At 32.7% G+C, this 20,945-nt stretch carries 22 protein-coding genes; 5 read left to right on the forward strand and 17 right to left on the reverse strand.

What is annotated here, in order from left to right; translation table 11 throughout:
* The first annotated feature begins 201 nt into the window (after positions 1-201).
* The gene (locus tag CN925_RS09855; RefSeq protein ID WP_098846079.1) at positions 202-1,029 is read left to right on the forward strand and encodes a 5'-nucleotidase, lipoprotein e(P4) family; all 828 of its coding nucleotides are present in this window, start codon (positions 202-204) and stop codon (positions 1,027-1,029) included.
* A 439-nt stretch (positions 1,030-1,468) separates the two neighbouring features.
* Entirely contained in the window at positions 1,469-2,116 is a 648-nt protein-coding gene (locus CN925_RS09860; protein ID WP_098846080.1) for a 2OG-Fe(II) oxygenase, read from the forward strand.
* 359 nt (positions 2,117-2,475) lie between these two features.
* Here CN925_RS09860 and CN925_RS09865 read toward each other — a convergent pair whose 3' ends face one another.
* Together CN925_RS09865 and CN925_RS09870 are read right to left on the reverse strand one after the other, a co-directional pair.
* Positions 2,476-3,345 (reverse strand): proline iminopeptidase-family hydrolase, encoded by an 870-nt coding sequence (locus CN925_RS09865; RefSeq protein WP_098846081.1) that lies wholly within the window; start codon positions 3,343-3,345, stop codon positions 2,476-2,478.
* 57 nt (positions 3,346-3,402) lie between these two features.
* On the reverse strand, positions 3,403-3,642 hold the full coding sequence (locus tag CN925_RS09870; protein WP_098846082.1) for a hypothetical protein: 240 nt from the start codon (positions 3,640-3,642) through the stop codon (positions 3,403-3,405).
* Positions 3,643-3,916: 274 nt separating this feature from the next.
* Between CN925_RS09870 and CN925_RS09875 the strand changes: the two genes are divergently transcribed.
* Entirely contained in the window at positions 3,917-4,777 is an 861-nt protein-coding gene (locus CN925_RS09875) for an alpha/beta fold hydrolase (protein WP_098846083.1), read from the forward strand.
* 106 nt (positions 4,778-4,883) lie between these two features.
* Here the strand turns inward: CN925_RS09875 and CN925_RS09880 are convergent, their stop codons facing one another.
* The 6 genes from CN925_RS09880 to CN925_RS09905 form a co-directional block, all read right to left on the reverse strand.
* Positions 4,884-5,483 (reverse strand): response regulator transcription factor, encoded by a 600-nt coding sequence (locus CN925_RS09880; RefSeq protein WP_098846084.1) that lies wholly within the window; start codon positions 5,481-5,483, stop codon positions 4,884-4,886.
* Entirely contained in the window at positions 5,480-6,616 is a 1,137-nt protein-coding gene (locus tag CN925_RS09885; RefSeq protein ID WP_098846085.1) for a sensor histidine kinase, read from the reverse strand. The genes CN925_RS09880 and CN925_RS09885 overlap by 4 nt, the downstream gene beginning before the upstream one ends.
* Positions 6,617-6,722: 106 nt before the next feature.
* On the reverse strand, positions 6,723-7,748 hold the full coding sequence (gene desA, locus CN925_RS09890; RefSeq protein ID WP_098846086.1) for a Delta(5) desaturase DesA: 1,026 nt from the start codon (positions 7,746-7,748) through the stop codon (positions 6,723-6,725).
* A 268-nt stretch (positions 7,749-8,016) separates the two neighbouring features.
* Positions 8,017-8,544: a hypothetical protein gene (locus tag CN925_RS09895; protein ID WP_098846087.1), complete on the reverse strand. Its 528-nt coding sequence runs from the start codon at positions 8,542-8,544 to the stop codon at positions 8,017-8,019.
* Between the two features lie 218 nt (positions 8,545-8,762).
* Positions 8,763-9,452, reverse strand: a complete 690-nt coding sequence (locus CN925_RS09900; RefSeq protein WP_098846088.1) for a response regulator transcription factor — start codon at positions 9,450-9,452, stop codon at positions 8,763-8,765.
* Positions 9,449-10,555 carry a sensor histidine kinase gene (locus CN925_RS09905; RefSeq protein ID WP_098846089.1) on the reverse strand — a complete coding sequence of 369 codons (1,107 nt, stop codon included), beginning with the start codon at positions 10,553-10,555 and terminating at the stop codon, positions 9,449-9,451. Before CN925_RS09905 ends, CN925_RS09900 begins: the two co-directional genes overlap by 4 nt.
* 338 nt (positions 10,556-10,893) lie before the next feature.
* On the opposite strand from CN925_RS09905, the gene CN925_RS09910 reads away from it, so the two are divergent.
* Entirely contained in the window at positions 10,894-11,280 is a 387-nt protein-coding gene (locus tag CN925_RS09910; RefSeq protein WP_098846090.1) for a transporter, read from the forward strand.
* Positions 11,281-11,300: 20 nt separating this feature from the next.
* Here the strand turns inward: CN925_RS09910 and CN925_RS21715 are convergent, their stop codons facing one another.
* The 3 genes from CN925_RS21715 to CN925_RS09920 form a co-directional block, all read right to left on the reverse strand.
* A complete protein-coding gene (locus tag CN925_RS21715; protein ID WP_142339216.1) occupies positions 11,301-11,498 on the reverse strand; it encodes a diguanylate cyclase domain-containing protein in 198 nt (65 codons plus the stop codon).
* Between the two features lie 29 nt (positions 11,499-11,527).
* Complete coding sequence (locus CN925_RS09915) at positions 11,528-12,064, reverse strand: GNAT family N-acetyltransferase (protein ID WP_098846091.1); 537 nt, start codon at positions 12,062-12,064, stop codon at positions 11,528-11,530.
* A 271-nt stretch (positions 12,065-12,335) separates the two neighbouring features.
* A complete protein-coding gene (locus tag CN925_RS09920; RefSeq protein ID WP_286138313.1) occupies positions 12,336-13,226 on the reverse strand; it encodes a DMT family transporter in 891 nt (296 codons plus the stop codon).
* A 134-nt stretch (positions 13,227-13,360) separates the two neighbouring features.
* On the opposite strand from CN925_RS09920, the gene CN925_RS09925 reads away from it, so the two are divergent.
* A complete protein-coding gene (locus tag CN925_RS09925; protein WP_098846093.1) occupies positions 13,361-14,326 on the forward strand; it encodes a ring-cleaving dioxygenase in 966 nt (321 codons plus the stop codon).
* A 221-nt stretch (positions 14,327-14,547) separates the two neighbouring features.
* On the opposite strand, the gene CN925_RS09930 is transcribed toward CN925_RS09925, so the two are convergent.
* Genes CN925_RS09930 through CN925_RS09955 form a run of 6 tightly spaced genes read right to left on the reverse strand, consistent with a single transcriptional unit; the run spans position 14,548 to position 20,613 of the window.
* Positions 14,548-15,873, reverse strand: a complete 1,326-nt coding sequence (locus tag CN925_RS09930; protein ID WP_098846094.1) for a GntT/GntP/DsdX family permease — start codon at positions 15,871-15,873, stop codon at positions 14,548-14,550.
* Positions 15,874-15,925: 52 nt separating this feature from the next.
* The gene (locus tag CN925_RS09935; protein ID WP_098846095.1) at positions 15,926-16,648 is read right to left on the reverse strand and encodes a GntR family transcriptional regulator; all 723 of its coding nucleotides are present in this window, start codon (positions 16,646-16,648) and stop codon (positions 15,926-15,928) included.
* Positions 16,649-16,667: 19 nt separating this feature from the next.
* Positions 16,668-17,681, reverse strand: coding sequence for a sugar kinase (locus CN925_RS09940; protein ID WP_098846096.1), 1,014 nt, complete (start codon positions 17,679-17,681; stop codon positions 16,668-16,670).
* On the reverse strand, positions 17,674-18,426 hold the full coding sequence (dagF, locus tag CN925_RS09945) for a 2-dehydro-3-deoxy-phosphogluconate aldolase (RefSeq protein ID WP_098846097.1): 753 nt from the start codon (positions 18,424-18,426) through the stop codon (positions 17,674-17,676). The genes CN925_RS09940 and dagF overlap by 8 nt, the downstream gene beginning before the upstream one ends.
* Positions 18,423-19,532 (reverse strand): DgaE family pyridoxal phosphate-dependent ammonia lyase, encoded by a 1,110-nt coding sequence (locus tag CN925_RS09950; RefSeq protein ID WP_098846098.1) that lies wholly within the window; start codon positions 19,530-19,532, stop codon positions 18,423-18,425. The genes dagF and CN925_RS09950 overlap by 4 nt, the downstream gene beginning before the upstream one ends.
* Positions 19,510-20,613, reverse strand: a complete 1,104-nt coding sequence (locus CN925_RS09955) for an amidohydrolase/deacetylase family metallohydrolase (protein WP_098846099.1) — start codon at positions 20,611-20,613, stop codon at positions 19,510-19,512. Before CN925_RS09955 ends, CN925_RS09950 begins: the two co-directional genes overlap by 23 nt.
* Positions 20,614-20,945: the final 332 nt, after the last annotated feature.

The following is a 20,945-nucleotide window of genomic DNA, read 5'->3' on the forward strand; positions in this document are numbered from 1 at the left end:
AAACTTAAAAATTAAATCACTTTTATCATATCACTTTCTTTGTTAAATTCTGAAATTTCCGACATTTTGGTAAATGAAATTTTTAAAAAGACGAATATTTTTTAGTCTTTAGGATATAACAACCTTGAAAAGCAATTTTTCATATTTACTAACTAATTTTTACTTAGCTAGTACATTTAATATAGATGAAAGGAAAATAGTATGAAAAAAATTGTTATTATTCTATCTATCTTTTTTGCATTTGCCTTTGGTTCCTTAGCTGGCATAGGCTTTAGTAAAGCCGAATTCGCAAGGAGCACACAAGAACATAATGTTATGTCTACTAATTGGTTTCAAACCTCTGCGGAAAACAAGGCTTTGCAAATTCAAATCTATAACCAGGCAAAAGAAGAACTGGCTGAAACAATGGCTAAAAAGAAAGCAACTGATAAATTAAAAAATAAACCAAAACCTGCTGCAGTTGTTTTAGACATTGATGAAACAATTCTTGATAATTCCCCTGATACCGCATGGTCGATCAAAAATAATGCTTCCAATCCACAAGGATGGGATGAATGGATTCATATGGCAAAAGCCGAACTAATCCCAGGTGCAAAAGATTTCTTGCTTGCAGCGAAAAAAATGAATGTAGATGTTTTTTATCTTACAAACCGCCCTGAAAAAACAAGAAATGATACAATTAAAAATTTAAAATTACATGGATTACCGAATGTTGACTCAAAACATTTATTTCTTAAAACAGATACAGCTCAAAAAGGACCAAGACAAGCCCAAATTGCAAAAACACACGAAATTGTTATGTTAATAGGCGATAATTCAAATGATCTATCAGATATTTTTTATAAAGCGGATTTGAAAACTCGAAAAGATAATGTCGATAAAATTTCAAAAGACCTTGGGGTAAAATATATCCAATTACCAAATCCGATGTATGGAGATTGGGAAGACGCGATCTATCATTATAAAATGTCAAAAACTGCTGATGAAAAAGCAGTCGATCGATACAAGGCTTTACAACCAATGAAATAGGCTTCTTTCTTAGGTTAGATAAGTTAGTTTTAACTTATCTAACCTTTTTTCTATCTTAATCCTCACATATAAGAATGGAAAAATACTATTTCCTAAGATTTTTTCATTCCTTCTATTTTCCAGCTCATACTCTTCCGCCTTCTTTTCATTTCGATATGATTTACACATCTAATATTCAACAAAACTCCCAAATTACCTCAATTAAAACAATACAAAGTCAATTTTCGAAAAATTCTTGTAACAACAGTCTGTCTGGCTTTGATTTAAGCAGGAAAATGTCAACACAATGAGGAATTTATTCTAAAAACATAATTTTTATCTGATAAATCATTTTAAATTTTAGTTCTTTTCTACAATGTGTTTTTCAAAAGTTCAACGTAATGTGCCTATCAATTTTCCTAGGATATAGATGACAAAATGTACAAGGAGATGTGACAAAATGTTAGAAGTAGGAAATTTAAAGGAAATCGAACAAACCATTTTTAATCATACTGGTCAGATAATCCAAACAATTGATCGCGAGGTTGAGATTCTTACTCGGCAAGAGGAACCATTAATTGTCTTACTTAATAATGTTTTAAGTGATGAAGAATGCGACGATTTAATTAACCATTCGAAATTACGCATGAAACGCTCAAAAATAGGGTTAACTCATGAGGAAAATGATATGCGAACAAGTAGTGGGATGTTTTTTGAGGAAAGTGAAACGGAACTAATTAAACGTATTGAAAAACGAATCGAAACGATCATGAATATTTCAATCGAACATGCGGAACCTTTACAAGTGCTTCATTACGAACCTGGGCAACAGTATAAACCACATTTTGATTACTTTTCCAACCATCGAACAAATAATAATAGGATTAGTACACTCATTCTCTATTTAAATGATGTGGAAGAAGGCGGCGAAACGATTTTTCCTGCGCTCAATTATTCTGTTTCCGCCAAAAAAGGCACTGCCTTATACTTTGAATATTTTTATCAGGACGAAGCAATCAATGAACTTACAATCCATGCAGGTAGCCCTGTTATAAGCGGAGAAAAATGGGTTGCGACTCAGTGGATGAGACGACAACGTATTCGCTAGAATAATTTGCATCTTTAGGACCATATATTTCAGATAATTCCAAAAATATCTGGTCCTATTTTACTTCCTCATGCAGACTATATGAGTTACTATTAATCAATTTTGTCCCCTTTTACATCCTCATGAACTCTCCAGTGGTACTAAATCTCGATTTTTTCCGATTTTACTTCCTCATGAACTCTACATGAGATACCAATCCTCATTTTTTCCCTAATTAACTTCCTCTTCAACACCCTTTAAGATACTAAAAACCACATTCCTCCCTTTCCAATCTCCTAATAAGCACTCCAAAACTAACGAAATCAATCTATCATCAAAAAAACGCAAGGGATCAACCTTACGTTTCTCAATTTCATTATTTATTCAACTTCATTCAAAAAGCTTTCAACTACTTGTACATATTCTTCTGGCTCTTCAATGTAAGGCATATGTGCACTTTGCTCAAAAACGTGGAATTTTCTATTTGGCGTTAGCTCACTGAAATATTCTGTTGACTTAGGTGTTGCTTCATCGTATCTTCCGCAAGTATACAATGTAGGGATTTTGATCTCTTTTAACTTAGAAGTGCAGTCAAAATCTTTTAAGTTTCCAGTAACATGAAACTCGGATGGCCCCCACATAATATTGTAAACTTCTGGATTTCTATAGTGTTTTCCTTTTTTCAGGAATTCTGGATATGGGTCTAATCTGCAAACAAAATGCTTGATAAATACAGCGTTAGCATTTTTGTATTCTTCTGAATCTGTTGTTCCATTTTCCTCGCACTTTATTAATGTTTCTTGTACATCAGGTGGGAGTAGTTTTCGATTTCGATCCTGATCTTGTGCCCATAATGGTGCGCTTAAGCAAGGGCTTGAAAAAATGATACTCCGCACTCCAACTGGTCTCGATAAATAATAAGCTGCAGCTAGGGTTGTTCCCCATGAATGACCAAGAATATGAAACTCATCCAGCGAAAGCGCTTGTTTGATTTGTGCTAATTCTTCAACAAATCGATCAATATTCCATAAAGAATGATCTGTTGGACGATCAGACTTCCCACAGCCTAACTGATCATAAAAAATAACTGGTCGATCTTCTGCTAATACGTATAGACCTTGCATTGAATAATGCGATGATCCAGGCCCTCCATGTAAAACAACGACAGGGATTTTAGATGAATTCTTATTATGAAACTGATACCATACCTTCCCGCCTGTTACTTCAATAAACCCCTCTATCACGTTCATTTATTTCTCTCCTTTTTATTCAAAACAATCTATTAACTAGGAAAATAACCACCCGTCTCAAACATCGGTTTTTTTAATAATATAAGCAAGTATTAAAGGAATCATTGGAAAAAATACAACTACCCTCAACCAACTCTCCGCCCCACCAAAATAGAATGTTGGTAGTATAAATACAATCCCGCTCACTATTAATGTTTTCCAGGATTTTTTCCATAGGCCCCATACTAAAAGTAAGATTCCTGAACTAATTAACATCCAAAAGATTAACCCTACCCAATAAAATCCTGCGTATTCCATTTATTCTCACCCGTTATATGTGTTATAGGTAATCATTCCAGTAAAAATAAACGATAGGTATTACTTTTTATATATGCTTGGATCATTTCTATATTTATCTGAATTTTACCACATTTTTATATAAAAAAGAAAAACATTATGAATTTCGAGTTAAGCATTACCTATTTAGTTTTTTAACAACCTTATTCAAAGAAATTGTGAATAGTCATGAATTATTATGTGTTGAAATAATATAGGAAAGTAAGACATTTAACAGCCAATGGGGGCGATTAAATTGGCATATGTGGAACTTGATTCACATACAAAGCTCTATTATGAAGATCACGGAGAAGGTCAAACGGTTATTTTTGTTCATGGTGTTATGATGAGTAGTAAGTTTTTTCATAAACAAGTACCATATTTTAGTAAAAATTATCGCGTTATTACTTTAGACTTACGAGCACATGGGAAGTCTTCGAAAGTTCAATATGGGCATACAGTAGCACAATACGCTCGTGATTTAAAATGCTTTATAGAAAAACTAAATTTAAAGGATGTAATTTTAGTAGGCTGGTCAATGGGAGCTTTTGTATTGTGGGATTATGTTAATCAGTTTGGGAGTAAAAATATTAAGGCGCTAACAGTAGTTGATCAATCCGCATCCGATTATATTTGGCCAGATTGGGAGTTTGGAGCATTTGATTTTATGATTTTAAAAAATGTAATGCAGTCAATTCAAGAAGATCAGAACAAATTTAATAGTGATTTTATATATGGTATGTATAAGGATCAACCTGATCCAAAAGAACATAAATGGATATTAAAAGAAATGAATAAATTACCTGCAGCAATTGCAAGTACAATCGTATTTAATCAAACTGCTGTAGATTATCGAGATACGCTTTGTCTTGTTGATATTCCAACATTAATTTGTTTTGGTAGCCATGGATTTTTCCCATTAGCTGCTGGTGAATATATTCAAAAAAATATAAAAGATTCCAAATTTGTTCCTTTTTATAATAGTAGTCATCTTTTATTTTTGGAAGAAACAGATAAATTCAATCAGGAGTTAGACGAATTTTTTAAAGAAGTGCAAAAATCTGGAAAAAGAAAAACAAAATCTAGAAAAAAAGAAAAAAAAGAAGCAGGAAACTAAATGATAAACAAGGAATGCAGGATTTAGGCATTAAAGGATTGAAAGATTTTATTGTCAATTCTCACCCTACCTGCTTTTCTTGTGTTCATTCCTCCTGCCAATAACTTCACTTAAACCAACCTTTTTCTTTCGATTGTTTTATTGCTTCGATTCTATTTTTAACTTCTAATTTGTCTAAAATCATCGATATATAATTTCTCACTGTTCCTGTTTTAAGACGCAATTCATCCGCAATTTCTTGCGTGTTCTTACCATCAGCAACTAGCTCTAAAACTTCTTTTTCACGGTCAGTTAACGGATTCGCCTCGGCGTATACATCATCCATCAGTTCCGGAGCATAGATTCTCTTCCCAGAAATAATACTTCTAATTGAGCTAGCTAGCTCTTCACTTGGGCTATCCTTTAATAAATAGCCTTTTACACCTGCTTTTAATGCTCTTTGAAAATAACCAGATCTTGCAAAAGTTGTTAAGATAATCACTTTACATTCTAAAGGTTTTAATTCTTCTGCAGCCTCCAGTCCAGTTTTGCCAGGCATTTCAATATCCATTATACAAATGTCAGGTTGTAATTGCTTGACTAGTTTAACTGCTTCTTCTCCATTTGCAGCTTTACCAACAACTTCCATATCATCTTCTAAATTAAGTAAAGATCCAAGCGCACCTAATAGCATTCGTTGGTCTTCAGCAATGACGATTCTAATCATATTAGTTCCTCCACTTCAATTTGTTTTACATCGATCGGAACTTTCATAATTAAAGTCATTCCGTTTTCACAGTATACCTCTAATGTTCCATTAACAAATTCGAGTCGTTCCTTCATACCGATTAGGCCATAACCTGATGAGAATTTTTCTAAATTACATCCAACTCCATTATCGGTTACAGAAAAAATAATTTCATTTTTCATTTGTTTAATTGATATTTTACATAAAGTAGCATTGCTATGTTTTACAACATTCGTTACGGCTTCTTTTAAACACATACTGACAATATTTTCTGTAAGTAATGATACATTTGTAAGTTGGAAGTTATCGTTACATTCAACTGTAATTTCAGCAGCATGCAGTATTTGCTTAATTCTGATTAGTTCATCTTTTATTCGAATACCTCTCATTTGAGATACTATTTTTCGAACCTCATTTAAGGCTGTTCTAGCTGTTTGTTGTACATCTTTTAATTCATTTTGAGCTAAATCAGGATCTTTTGAAATCAACTTTCTAGCTAAGTCACTTTTTAAGCCAATCAGTGAAAGTTTTTGACCTAACGTATCATGTAAATCACGAGCAATTCTTTGACGTTCTTCTAGTTTTACAAGATCTGAAATACGTTTATTGGCATCTACTAACTTTTCTTCCAATTGCCCTCTTTCATTTCGACTGTATAAACTAAATGGTAACAAAATAACGCTAATCCAAGTAATGATAATAAAAGGAAGCTGCCTAATGATTAATTCTTCTTGAAGGATAATCGTGATGTTGATGGAAATTGTAGTGATGACTAAATGAAGTATATACAAAGTTAAAAATGTAACTCGATTTTTTCTCTTTCCAATCATATACGCTATAAAAAAAGCAAAATATACATAACTAAAGAGTATATTCATTGTAGTGGATAAGATGATTAAGATGGATGACCATAGAAAAATTGACCACCCTTTTGATCTGTATGCCAATCGATAAATGATAAAAAATGATATTGTTAGTAAAATTCCAATAATGATTCTTAAAGTAGAATGTGCAGAAAGAAAAATAAAATAAAATGGAGAAATTCCTAAAACTGTCCAAATATATGGTGAGATTCCTGTACTTTTTAGGAAAACTAGATATCTTTTAAACATAATTTTACCTCATTTAATTCAAACATTTTGTGGCCTTCTTTAACAATCTTATCATATTTAATGAAATTTAATCTTTATAAAAATGTAAATAAAATACATCAAAAGTTCAGACAGTGTCTGAACTTTCGCGATTTACTTTATAGACTGTTTTTAGATCTTTAAATCTTACAAATTGTTTTGTTTCTTCATCCCATAATTTGAATTTTAAAGATGTTAAACTTGTTTTTAGTGTAATCGTCGGTACATTTTGTAGTGGCAGCGTATTATTATGAACAGTCTCCAAATTATAATTCGGCACACGTGGACTTAAATGATGAACATGATGGTATCCAATATTACCAGTTATCCACTGTAATAGTTTAGGAAGTTTATAAAAAGAGCTTCCTTCAACCGCTGCTTTAACATATTCCCAATTCTCATCTTCTTCAAAATAAGTGTCTTCAAATTGGTGCTGTACATAGAAAAGCCAAATTCCTAATACTGCCGAAATGAAAAAGATTGGACCTTCCACTAATAAATAATTTTGCCAACCTATTGTATAGCAAAATAATGCTGAAACCCCAACAATTAAACTATTCGTTAAATAAGTGTTCAGTCTTTCTTTTAATTTTGCATTTTTCGTATTGAATCGATTTGATATTAGCACGATATAAATTGGTCCTAATCCAAACATGATTAATGGATTACGGTATAGACGATATTGTATTTTTGTAATGAGTGGTGCTGCAATGTACTCTTCAACAGTTAAAACCCACATATCTCCAATTCCGCGCTTATCTAAATTACCACTTGTCGCATGGTGGATTGAATGACTATGCTTCCACTGGCTGAATGGAAATAAAGTAACAACACCTGTAATAGTGCCTAGAACTTTATTTGCTGTTTTATTCTTAAAAAATGATTGATGACAACAATCATGGAAGATAATAAAGATCCTTATTAAGAATAATGCAGCAACAACATCGATAAAGATCGTTAATACGACTGAAATAGAAATACTTTTATAAGCAAGATACCACAACAATATAAATGGAATAAAAGTATTGATCATTTGCCAAATACTAGCTTTTAAATTTGACTTTTCATAAGGAATAATTTGTTTTCGTAAACTTTTTTGATTTTCTTTTGACATTTAGAAGTTCCTTCCTAATGTTGTAACTTTTCATTACTATATTATCCTAATTATATAAGTTATTTTTCCTAATGGTAGTAGCAGGCGTCATATGGAAAATATGACAAATGTCATATTCGATGAAACGCTTACTTACAATCTGAATGCAATAAAACACATTTATTAGAATGTTTCATTTTTTGGTAAATATTATCTTTTTTTCATAAAAAAAAAGTAATACTCAAATAGTATTACTTTTAATCAGTAAGGGCTCCAAAAGCAACATTTTTTATGGTTTTGCCACTTTTTTATTCTTTTTTATTTTTCCAAAAGGTTTAAAATACGTAATGAAGGTCATAAATACTAAGCAACTTAAGTTAAAAATACCTGATATTATAATCGAAATCCAAGTTGACTCAAATTTATTTTCATTAAGTGCACTTGCACCTAATCCTTCTGCAGTTTTTACTAAAAAAGAGAACCAATCATTTATAAAAAAGATGCCAATCAAAATGACTAAGACTGTTAAAACGAGTTTTATGACAACCCAATAATACTTTACTAATCCCCACTGCGTCCAAACTGAAAGTAAAATTCCAGTAAATAAAGTTGCGAGTGCAGGATATTTTAGTAAATTTTCATCAATGATATGCATACTTGAAAGTGTATAAATTAGTTGCTCTGAGTTTTGCGCATTTTTCAAATAGAATCCTAAAAGTAATAAACTTAAAGTACCCCCAAACCAAGCACATATTGCTAAAACATGTACACTAACTAATATATTTTTTTTCGTTAAATTTATTTTCTTTTTCGCCACTACCCTGTTCCCTCCGTTTTCATTAATATTATACTTTTCATCATAGTGGTAAGATATAAAGCTACTATTATCAATTTCTTAAATAATTCTTAAATCAACACGAAAGATAAATTATTTGCCTGATTTATACTCAAGAAAACTAATTATTTTCATAAAAAAGAGTCATCCTATAAGCCAGTTACTTACTCACAAGATCACCCTTTTATTTTTATTTAATTTTAATCTTTAAACCGATATCCCGCTCCCCATACGGTCTCAATATAATTTGGGTTGGATGGGTCAACTTCTATTTTTTCTCGGATTTTACGGATATGAACAGTTACAGTTGAAATATCTCCAATTGTTTCAAATCCCCAAATCCGATCAAATAATAACTCTTTACTAAATACTTTATTTGGATTTGAAGCAAGGAAGGTAAGTAAGTTAAACTCCTTCGTTGTGAATATTTTTTCTTCTCCATTTACAAGAACTTTTCTAGAATCTTTTTGGATTGTAAGTCCTTTTACTTGAATTTCTTCTTCATTTATTTGGCCTTTACTTGCTAAACGTTGATACCTTGATAGATGAGCTTTGACTCTGGCTATTAACTCACTTGGACTAAATGGTTTGACGATAAAGTCATCTGCCCCTAGACCAAATCCCCTAATTTTATCAATATCTTCTGTTTTAGCTGAAACAATTAAAATCGGAATGTCTTTACTTTCCCTTATTTTTTTACATATTTCAAATCCATTTATTTCTGGCAACATTAAATCGAGAATGATTAAATCATATTCCTTTGATAAAGCTTTTTGAAGTCCGTTTATCCCATTGGATTCTATTTCAACTTCAAAATCATTTAGTTCTAAATAGTCTCGTTGTAATAATGCAATACTTTGATCATCTTCAATAATTAAAACCTTTTTCATTTCGTCACCTTTGATATTGATTTCTTATTTAATGAAAGAAAAATATTTGTATATTCACCAATTTGACTTTCTGCCCACACTTCTCCATCGTGCTCTTCAATGATTCTTTTTGCGATCGCTAATCCTAAACCAGTCCCACCTGTTGATAGATTTCTTGAAGGATCAGCTCTATAAAAACGATCAAAAATAAACGGAAGCGCCTCTTTAGATATTCCCTTACCGTTATCATGAAATTTTATTGTTATTTTTTCTTTGTCATCCATTAATTTTATAGAAATCCGTTTTTCATCTTTATCCATGTATTTCAAACTATTTTGAATGATATTTGTCATTACACGTTTGAATTGTTCCCGGTCTATCATAACAATACTATTTTCTTTGTCCACATTTTCACAATAAGTAATACTGACATTTATCGGTTCTAAATCAAATTTTAACTCCTCAATCCGATCGACTAAATAATGATGAATATTTACTTCTTCAAAATGAAATGGTACACGTTTTAAATCTAGCTTTGAATAAAGGAAAAGTTCATTAATCAACTGATCCATATCCAAGGTTTTCAGATAAATTGTTTCAATATACCTCTCCATTTTTTCAGGTGTATTCGCTACGCCATCTTTAATACCTTCAATATAGCCTTTTATTGATGTAATTGGTGTCTTAAGGTCATGTGAAATATTAGCGATTAATTCTTTTCGATTTTCTTCGTATTTTTTCTGTATTTCCGCTGCCTCTTTTAGATTTTTCCTCATACTTTCAAAACTAATTGCTAATTGACCGAGCTCATCTTTATTTGTTGGTTTAACTTCAAAATTTAAATTTCCTTCACTAATTTGTTTAGCAGCATTTGTCAGATTTTTTACAGGTCTTAGTATGCTTCTTGAAACAAAATATGATAGCACACCATTTGTAATTGCAAAAATAGGGACAATGATTCCGAATCGAAAAAAATAAAATGAATGAGGTGGATGACCATTAAATTTAGGTTCAAAAACCTTATAGTAAAACACACCGAGCAAAATCTCGATGAGGATAAAAGAAATGATTGGAATAACAATCATAGCAATATTAGATAAGATTAACCGTTTTCGAATCGACAAGATATACTCCAACTTTCAGTCAAATGATGAACTATTACTTTAGATAGTTGTTTGAGGCAAAGTATAATTCAGAAATATTAATTGCCTATTATTAAATTCTTAAATAATTCTTAAATTTTATACTATCATCTTCCAAAAAATGATATTTTAGTAAAATTAAAAAGTGTGACACATACTTAAGCATCACACCGATTCATAATATAATGATACTTTTCTACAAGCTACCAATACTATTCGCAAATATCCCCAGTTAAAACTAGATATTTACCTATTTGCCCAAACAAAAAAAATTAATTTTCATACTTTAATAAGGATTAAACTAAAAAGGAGTTGATAAAATGAACTTTTTCCCTCAATATCGCACATTCCCAGGTTTTCCAGGATTCCCAGGCCAGCCAGGTGGATTTCCAGGGCAACCGGGTGGTTTTCCAGGATTTCCGGGACAACCGGGTGGCGGAGGCCATAGTCAAGGGAGTCAACCGACTGCACCACCACCTTCATTCACTCCAACAATGTCTCAAGCAACAGCATTCGCAATAGATCCAGGTGCGATCGCTGGTTGTCGATTTAGAAATACTTATGTTTGGTTGAATAATGGAGAACAATTCTGGTACTTTCCAACCTTCGTCGGCAGACATTCAGTAGCAGGCTGGAGATGGAATGGCTGGAGATGGGTTTTCTTTGGAATTGATACAAATCGAATTAGATCATTTACGTGCTTCTAAAAACTATAAAAGCCTTGTGATTAACATTCACAAGGCTTTTTAACGAAAGACATTTCAAACTTAATTGAATAAACACATTCTTGATTTCTTCCATTCATTTTCGCAAAGTACAGAGCTTTATCGGCAAAATTGATACCATCTTCTAGTTTAATTGAATCATTTGGCACTAAAATTACCAACCCAATACTAGCACTTACATATGAAGAAACGAATTCTATTCATTCGTGTGGTTATAATAGAGAGTTTGCTATTTAATTAGCAACCCCATCATTAAAGTATTACAGTACTTTCCATTAATATAAGTATCTTCTTTCATAACACCTTCAATTTCAAATCCTAAATTTTTATACAATTGAATAGCTTTAAGATTTTCTTCATTCGTTACTAATTGAATTCTTCTAGTTAAATCATTTTGTTTAGCCCAATCAATTAATGATTTCATCAATAACTTCCCTAAACTTAAACCCCAATATTCTTTTTTAATGACAATGCCTAGTGTACCTACATGCTTTGTACGCTCCTTTTGACTTGAATTGATCGAACCGATACTTATTATTTGATCATTGATCGTACCTAATAATATTATCGAATTTTTTTCATTGAAGGTTTCTTCTAAAAAAGTCTGATATTCTGCTTCATTTCTTTTAAACTCGTTTTCTCCAAACGATAAAAAGTTTGTTTCTCCACCTACTATATTATAAAAATCTATAATTGCTTTAGCATCAGTTCCTGTTGCTTGACGAACTTTTACTATTTCTCCATTTTTTAATTTTAATTCAAACATTCTATTACTCCTTTACAATTTTAAAACAGATGAATAAGCAGCCATTTCTGACTGCCCGAAAACGCTCGCTTTCTTGGTTTACTTCGCCTAATTTAGCGATTCTCATTATCGTCTAAGAAAAATCCGCCCCTCTAGGGATAGCGTTTTCAGCCATTCTATCATTCAATATTTTTCAAATTTGTCTACAAAATGAAAATAGCTACAAAAGTAGCTATTTTAACATTTACATAATATTATACTAATATTCTAAATACATTTTATCATATACCATTTAAAAATCCATTTTATTCTCAACAATTTTTCTTTTCTCACTAGTAAGAACAACTAAAAGCGCTCCACCTAAAACAATCGTACCGCCAATCATTTGAAGTAAACTCATATTTTCATGAAATAGAATGGTCGAAAAGGTAATTGTCACAACAGGCTCTACCATACTTAATACTGCTGCTTTTGTTGGTCCAATTCGTTTTACACCAGCAAAAAAGGCTCCCATTGAGATCACACTAGATATAATTGAAATACCTAAAATTGAAATCCAACCAATAAATTTAAAATGAATGTGAATCGTGCTTGTTGATATGCCTACTAGTAAAAATGAAATTGATGCAAATAAAGAAATATAGGCACTTGTTACTAAAGGAGGAACATTCACTGTTACCCTTCCACCAACAATTATGTATATTGAGTAAACGATTGCCGCTGCTAAAGCTAATATGATTCCGAATGGTTTTATATTTTCTGCAGGAGCTCCTAGCACTAGTACAATTCCAAGCAACGATAATGTTATTGAAATCATAATATTTTTTGTTAATTGCTCTTTATTTACTAAAAAAGATAGAATAGCTACAAAAATAGGGTATAAATAAAGAATCAGTGCCGCTAAAGAAGCAGGAATATACTTAACAGAACTGAAATAAAAACTTGATTGAAGCATATACAATACGCCACCTAGTAAAGCAAATAATACTAATTGTTGTTTCGTAATTTTAACTAATTTTTTACGAACTACTAAGTAACTAAAGAACAGTATTGTCGCAAATGTAAACCTTAAAAATAATAATGTATTCACACTGACATTTTGACCATAAGCATATAAAGCAAAAATAGGCATTAAACCAAAAGCTATTGCAGATATTAAAATTAATAAATAACCGAAATACAAAGCCTTTTCCCCCTTCTGTACCATTTATCTGAATAGTATAATTATTAGATAACAGTTTAACATAAAACGCTACCTCAATCTCTAGTCATTTGCAAAGTGTACATATAAATAATAATTTTAAGGGAGTGATGAAAGTGGAATTATTGGGAATTCATCATGTTTCACTACTTACTACAAATGCTGAAAAAAATTACGAATTTTACACGAAAGTTTTAGGAATGAGACTTGTTAAGAAAACTGTAAATCAAGATAACACTTCCAGTTATCACTTATTTTACGGGGATGCAAAAGCAAATCCTGGGACAGAAATAACATTTTTCGATATCCCTCATTTAGGAAATACATACCCGGGTCACTCGATCGTCTCTTCAACTTCATTAAGAGTAGCTACAACTGAGTCACTACATTATTGGAAGAATCGCTTTGAAAAACTTAATATTTCACATGATGGAATAGTTAAAAGAGCAAATCGAGATACACTCGCATTTCAAGATTATGAAGGTACAAAATTAATCTTAGTAGCAGATAATGGTGAAAAAGGTGTTTCACCGGGTACGCCTTGGAATAAATCAGATATCCCAACTGAACATGGAATTCTTGGTTTAGGTCCAGTTACACTTACTGTAAAAGATTCAGTTCCTACTAGTAAAACGTTAACGGATGTTTTAGGATTTAGACTTGCTGGTACTTACCCCTCTACAGAAGAGAACTTTGAAATTGAAGTTTACCAAACCGGATTAGGTGGTGCTGGTGCTGAAGTGCATTTAGAAGTAAGACCAGACTTACCAAGAGCTAGACCTGGACGAGGGAGCGTGCATCATGTAGCTTTTAGAGTACCGAACATAGAAGAATATGATAAATGGGCTGACAAATTAAATTCACTTGGGATTACGAATTCAGGAAAAGTAGAACGCTACTATTTTAAAGCACTCTATTTTAGAGAACCTAATCATATTTTATTCGAATTATCAACTGATATCCCTGGATTTGATGTAGATGAACATATTGAAACACTTGGTGAACGCTTAGCATTGCCTCCATTTTTGGAACCTAAACGTACTGAAATCGAAGCGAGCTTACGTCCATTAGACTTTGAATAAAATTAATTATTAATAGCTTATCATCTTAAATTTAAAATGAGGGCTTCTCAAAATATGAGCATCCTCGCTTTTAATGGCAAATAATACTCAAGTTGAAGAAACATCAAAATGGAAAACTACCTATTCTAACAAAATACTAAAATCGTTTATCGATCTATAAAAAAAGAGGCGCTTTTCGTGTCAGTTAACCTGACTTTCTAAGACAGCCTCTTCCTTTATTCTTAAATAAAAATGTCTAATATTAATGTAAGTCCAAACGCAACAAATGAAAGAAGCGTTTCCATTACAGTCCATGTTTTAAATGTTTCTTTGACAGTTAATCCTAGGTATTCCTTTACTAACCAGAAACCTGCATCGTTTACATGTGATAACATTAGTGAACCTGCGCCAGTTGCGATAACAAGTAATTCTAAGTTTACACCAGTCATATGTGCCACTACTGGAGAAACAATCCCAGCTGCTGTTGTTAAAGCAACCGTAGCTGAACCAGTCGCTATTCTAATTAACCCTGCTACTAAGAATGCAAGTACGATTGGTGATAATGACAGTTGCTCAGCCATTGTAGCAATGGCAGTACCTACACCACTTTCAATTAGAATTTGTTTAAATGCTCCACCTGCACCGATAATTAATATGATTGAAGCTAAAGGTGTTAAGCATTCGTCAGTTAATTTTTTGATTAAAGTTTTGTCCATTCCTTGGCGATACCCTAATAAATAATAAGCTGCAAAACAAGAGATTAATAGAGCAATTACAGGACTACCAATTAAAATTAAGAATTTAGCAATTGCACTAGGTAGAGATAAGTATGGTGTAATGACAGTTAAAACCATTAATAAAACTGGAAGTAAGATGATGAAAAATGATACACCTGTACTTGGTAATGCATTTGACTTTGTTTCAACTCGAATTAATTCTGGTTCACCAATTGGTGTTACACGTTTGTGAATCCATTTTGAAAAGATCGGACCTGCAATGATTGCAGTTGGAAAAGCAATGATTAATGAATAAAGTAACACTCGTCCTAAGTCTGCATTATAGATACCAATCGCTGTCATCGCACCAGGATGTGGTGGGACTAGACCATGTACAATCGATAAACCAGCAAGTACTGGAATACCAATTAATAGAATATTTGAATTGGTAGACTTACGAATTGATATAACAAGAGGTAACAAGATTACTAGGCCTACCTCAAAAAATACTGGAATTCCAATAATAAATCCTGAAAACAACATTGCCCATGGAAGGTTTTTTACGCCGAATTTTTTAATAAAGAAATCGGCTACTTGCATACCAGCTCCAGAATCTGACATCATTTTTCCTAAAATCGTCCCTAAAGCTAAAATCCCAACAAGATGTCCGAGAACGGCGCCTACTCCTGTTTCATAAGCAATGACAATTTTATCCATTGATACACCAGAAAAAACGGCTAAGAAAAGACCAGCTACTGATAAACTAATAAAAGCATGCCATTTCCACCACGAAACTCCCAAAATAACGATAACGATTGCTACTAATGTAATTCCAATCAAATATAAATCCATTTTTGCACACTCTCCCTTAGTAATCGCTTACATTTTATACAATGAAGATAAATTACTGCGATGAATCATTGTACGTTACAACATAATTTTGTTTGGCCGTATTATAGTAACCTTCACTGATTTCTAAAATATTTCCATCTTCATCACTAGAACGACGTATTCTTTTTAATGTGGTAGTGCCTTTTTCTAAATTTAAAATCTCACAAACATGATCTGGAGCAACTGCTACTGCAAATTCATCTCGGAAAGATTCTAATCGAATATTATTTTCTTCTAAGAAACGATACAAGGAGCTAATCTGTATGTCCTCTATTTCTTCTTCCGTAACGTCAATTGAAATATAGTGCGTAAAGTGAATATATGGTTCATTTTCCAGTAAATAAATTCGCTCAATTTGGATATATTTATCTCCAAATACAGAATAAGGGATTGAATCCGCTATTATTTCTGGCTTTTTTATACTCAACACTTTTTTAGTAATATGATGTCCTTCCTCAACTAATATCTCTGTAAAACGTTTCCCTTTTGAAAGTTTTGCGTTCGTAACATTCGCTATCACTTTTGTGCCTTTACCACTTTTCTTTTCTAAGTATCCTTCTTGAACAAGCTCTTTTATGGCATTTCTAATCGTAATTTTACTAACACGAAACTCTTCTTCTAATTGAGGTTCCGAGGGAATATTTGTGTGAATTGGGTAGACTCCATGTAAAATCCGATCCTTTATCATCTCTTTAATTTGTAAATACAACGGTCCTTTTTTACGATTCACACTCATTCCCTTAAACTCTCCTTTTTTAGCGCTTAATATCATCAATTGTTCCAGCCATAGCTGATAAAATTTCTTCCTCAGTTGACATTGGTGTATCTCCAACGATTGTACATGCTAACATACCTGCTGCTTGAGCAAAGTGAACGGTTTTTTCTGGTGAAAACTCACTTAATACACCATGTAGGATACCGCTTGTATAAGCATCTCCAGCTCCAATTCGATCGTATACGGAAAATGAAGTATTTTCCGAAAAGTGAAACTCTCCATTAGTAAATAGATATCCACGTAATGAATGTGAATTGTCACGATTAATTGCTCGGTGCGTTCCAGCAACAATTTGTATGTTATATTGATTTGCAACTCTAGGAATAAGATCTTTCAGTTGTGTTTCCCTAGATGTTTCTTTCGTCTCCATTCCTAAAACATAGATCGCATCTTTCTCATTCATCATGACGATATCAGCTAAAGCTAACATTTCTTCATAATGAGGTTTTGCTTCACGATATCCTCCTTCCCATAAAGAAGGTCGGTAATTACAATCGAAACAAACTAATCCGCCATTTTCTTTTACATTTTTGGCAAGCATTTTCATCGTTTCTTTTGTGTCATCTGTCATCGCTAGTGTAATACCACAAAAATGGATAACGTCTGCTTGATTTGCAATTAAATCAAGATCATAATCATTAAAAGTTGCCGTATTAAAGCTACTTTCTAAACGATTAGTATATGTCACACGACTTGAGCGCTGGCCAAAACCATTTTCTAAAAAATACAACCCGAGATATTTTCCGCCTCTAGTAATATAATTTCGATTAATTCCTAATCGTTGCAAGTAAGCAATTGCAGCATCCCCTAATGGATTGTTCGGCAATTTTGTTACTAAGTAACCATCATGACCAAGTTTGGTCATCGCCGACGCAACGTTTACACCAGTTCCTGAGAAAGAATATTGTAATGCGTTTGCCTGTGCCAGTAGTTCATACCCTGGCACTTGCAATCGCATCATTACTTCTCCAAAAGCAACAATTTGTTTACGCATATTTTTCAACCAAACTTTTAGTGATTGCTAATAATTTTCTTACATCTTCAGGATTAGTTTTTCCAGTTTCTTCATTAATAATAGAAGAATATACGTGTGGGATAATTTTAGGTACTTTTTCTTCCAATGCAATTTCTAAAATCTCTGCAAAATTATCTAAATCAATCCCACCAGTAGGCTCTAAAGCAAATCCTTCTTCTCCACATGCTTTTGCTACAGCTTTGAACTCTTCTATATGTTTTAAGCCTTTCATTGGGAAGTATTTTAATGCATTCCCACCCATATCACGAACTAACGCAATCGCAGATTTGATTGGAACAATCGCTGTTTCACTAGCAGCACTTACAGGTCCAGTCGAGATATTTACATAGCCTACTTTACCAGTTGGAGATACTAGAGAATTAATCCAGCTATCTTTTTCACCTAAGTTAGCGCGTGTTGCACCTACTGCAGGAAAGACTTGATTGATATGACTTCCTGGGTAATGTTTAGCAATTTCTGCTACAACTGCTGCTTGTCTGTTATCACCAGCACCAAGACCAATCGATACTGCTTCATCAATTTGAGCACCATATTCTTTCATTGCTGTAACAGCAGCCTCTACCGTTGGGTAATCTTTTGAAAGAACGCCTACTAATACGTGACCTTCTGCAGCCTCAAAAACTTCAACTGCATTTTCGATACTATTAGCTAAAACATTTAATGCTACACGGTTATTATAAAAACGTTTTTCAATATTTGTCATTGTTCAGTTCCTCCTAAGATTGCTCTAATTTGTGCTTCGATTACGTAAATATCATCTGATTGTAGTGGTCGTGGATCAATATCGAAAAAGCCTTGACGAACTCCATAATCACGGGTATAAATCGCAATATGACCATTCTTTAGTCGATCATTGACATCCTTTGCTGTCATTTTTGTTACTAGCGGATCAATTTGTATTCGTGCTCTAAATATTGCTCGTCCCGCTTCATCTTGTACAATCGTTACTTTAATACCATCAATCGATTCTAGTGATTTTAAAACTTCTAAACTAGCTTTTTCATTTTCACTATTGTCTTTTTTGACAAAATACTCATCTAAAGCTTGCAACAGACCAAAAGTGGTTTCTTTACCAACTTTCATACTTCTTCCAATACAATGTAATTGCACTTTTAACCACTCGATATATTTTTTTCTACCGGCAACAATCCCTGAAGTAGGTCCCTCGATTGCTTTCGAACCACTATATATTGCTAAATCTGATACTTTGACATATTTTTGCAAATCCTCTTCAGCGGCAGCATCAACGATTAAAGGTACATTATTTGCTTTTGCTACTTCCCATGCTTCTTCAACTGAAATCATATTTTTTTGAACAGCATGATGGGATTTTACATATAGAATTGCTGCCGTTTTTTCATTAATTGCCTCTGCAATATGCTCTACTTTCCCCTCATTTGCATAACCGACTTCTACTAATTTACCTCCACCAAGGAAAATCATCGTTTCTACAGGAGCACCATACTGAACATTATGCCCCTTTAACATAATGATTTCATTTTTTGGAATTGGCTCTTGGTGTAATCTTTCGCTTTTACGTCGGTTACCTTCTGTAACAATTGCCGCTACTGAAAGGGCAATCCCACTTGAAGCAGAGTTAACAACTACAGCTGCCTCGGATTGAAGAAGTCCAGCAATATGATTTCCCGCCTTATCAACTAAGTCCGATATTTCAACATAATTTTGACCACCAATTTTCATCGCTTCCATGACAGTATCTGTTGGAGCGGAAACACCTAATATACTCATCCTACCGCTTGCATTAATTACTCTTTTTAATCCATACTTAGCATTCAATGTGTTCTCCATTAATAACGACTCCTTTTACTACGATTTTTTGTTTAGCTTGACGTTCTTCTCCTTCAGAATCTAGTAAGGTTGTCACTTCATCCTCAACAGTAAATAAAGTGAGGTTCGCAAGATTTCCTATCGAAATTCTTCCAAGTTCCGGTTTATTTAGCCACTTTGCCGCATTCACTGTAACAGCATCAATAATTTCTTCTAGTGAATAACCTAAATATAAAAATTTTGATAAAACATGTGACATACTATAAACTGGTCCATTCAATCGATTTTTCCGATAAATATCAGTACTTATCGTATCGAATTTAATTCCATGTTCTTTAGCTTGCAAAGCTGTTTTAAACGAAAAACTTGCATTTCCGTGCCCAACATCTAAATGAACACCTCGATTAATTGCCTTTAGAAAATTCGGAAGTGGTCTTCCTTTCTCATCAAACAAATTATTTGCTTTACCATTTAAGTAGTGAGTAATTATATCTTTTTCTTCAAGTAGGTTTAGAACATCATTTATATCTGGTGGTCCTGAACCAATATGAACCATAAGTGGTAAGTTAGTATCGTTAGAAAACTGACGTGCTATTTTTAAAGGTTCTACACCATTTTCACCTACAACACTTTTGCTAATCCTTGCCTTCAGTCCGATAATAAAGTCTTTATGTTCTGCAATTGTATTTTTGAGTTGATCTTCATTTAACCAAGTCAAATCAGATAACTCGTCAATCCGTATTAAGCCAATTCGTGAAATATTTAAAAATGCGAAAACATTTGTTTTTGACTTTTTACAACTACTTACCAATTTGGACAAATTATCAGCACCTGTACTACCCGCATCAACAATTGTAGTAACACCCGTTTTATAACCAATCTCGTAGACATCATCACCATATGGCTCAAATTCTGCATATGCGTGAACATGCATATCGATCCAGCCACTAGAAACAAATACATTATGCTTGTAATCTACTAATTTCTCACCATAACCGCATCCAGCAGCTACAATGTCTTTAATCCTTTTATTTTCTACTATGATATCAACAGAACTTCCGTCTATCATTTTTACATTTTGTAGTACGAAATGATCTTTCATTTCCACTCATCCTTTTTTCGTAAACAAACTAAATTGTTTAATGTATTCGTTTACATCTATCTTGTTTATTATTCCAATGTAGAATAACATCTAATTTTCCATTAGTCAATATAACGTTATAATGTTTAATTAATTTTTTTTTCTAAATTCTTAAAACTTTCCACGAATAAACGTCGTTAAATAGTTCAATTTATGACCTAAATTCTACTTACTATTTACCTAATTAATTATTTTTATGGATACAAAAAAAAGCTTGTAAACATGGAGAAAACTCCATTGTCTACAAGCTAAAGAGAAAGTGAACTTATCGCATACATTACCATACGCAGTAA

Source organism: Bacillus sp. AFS055030, from assembly GCF_002574545.1.
Taxonomy (GTDB): Bacteria; Bacillota; Bacilli; order Bacillales; family Bacillaceae_G; genus Gottfriedia.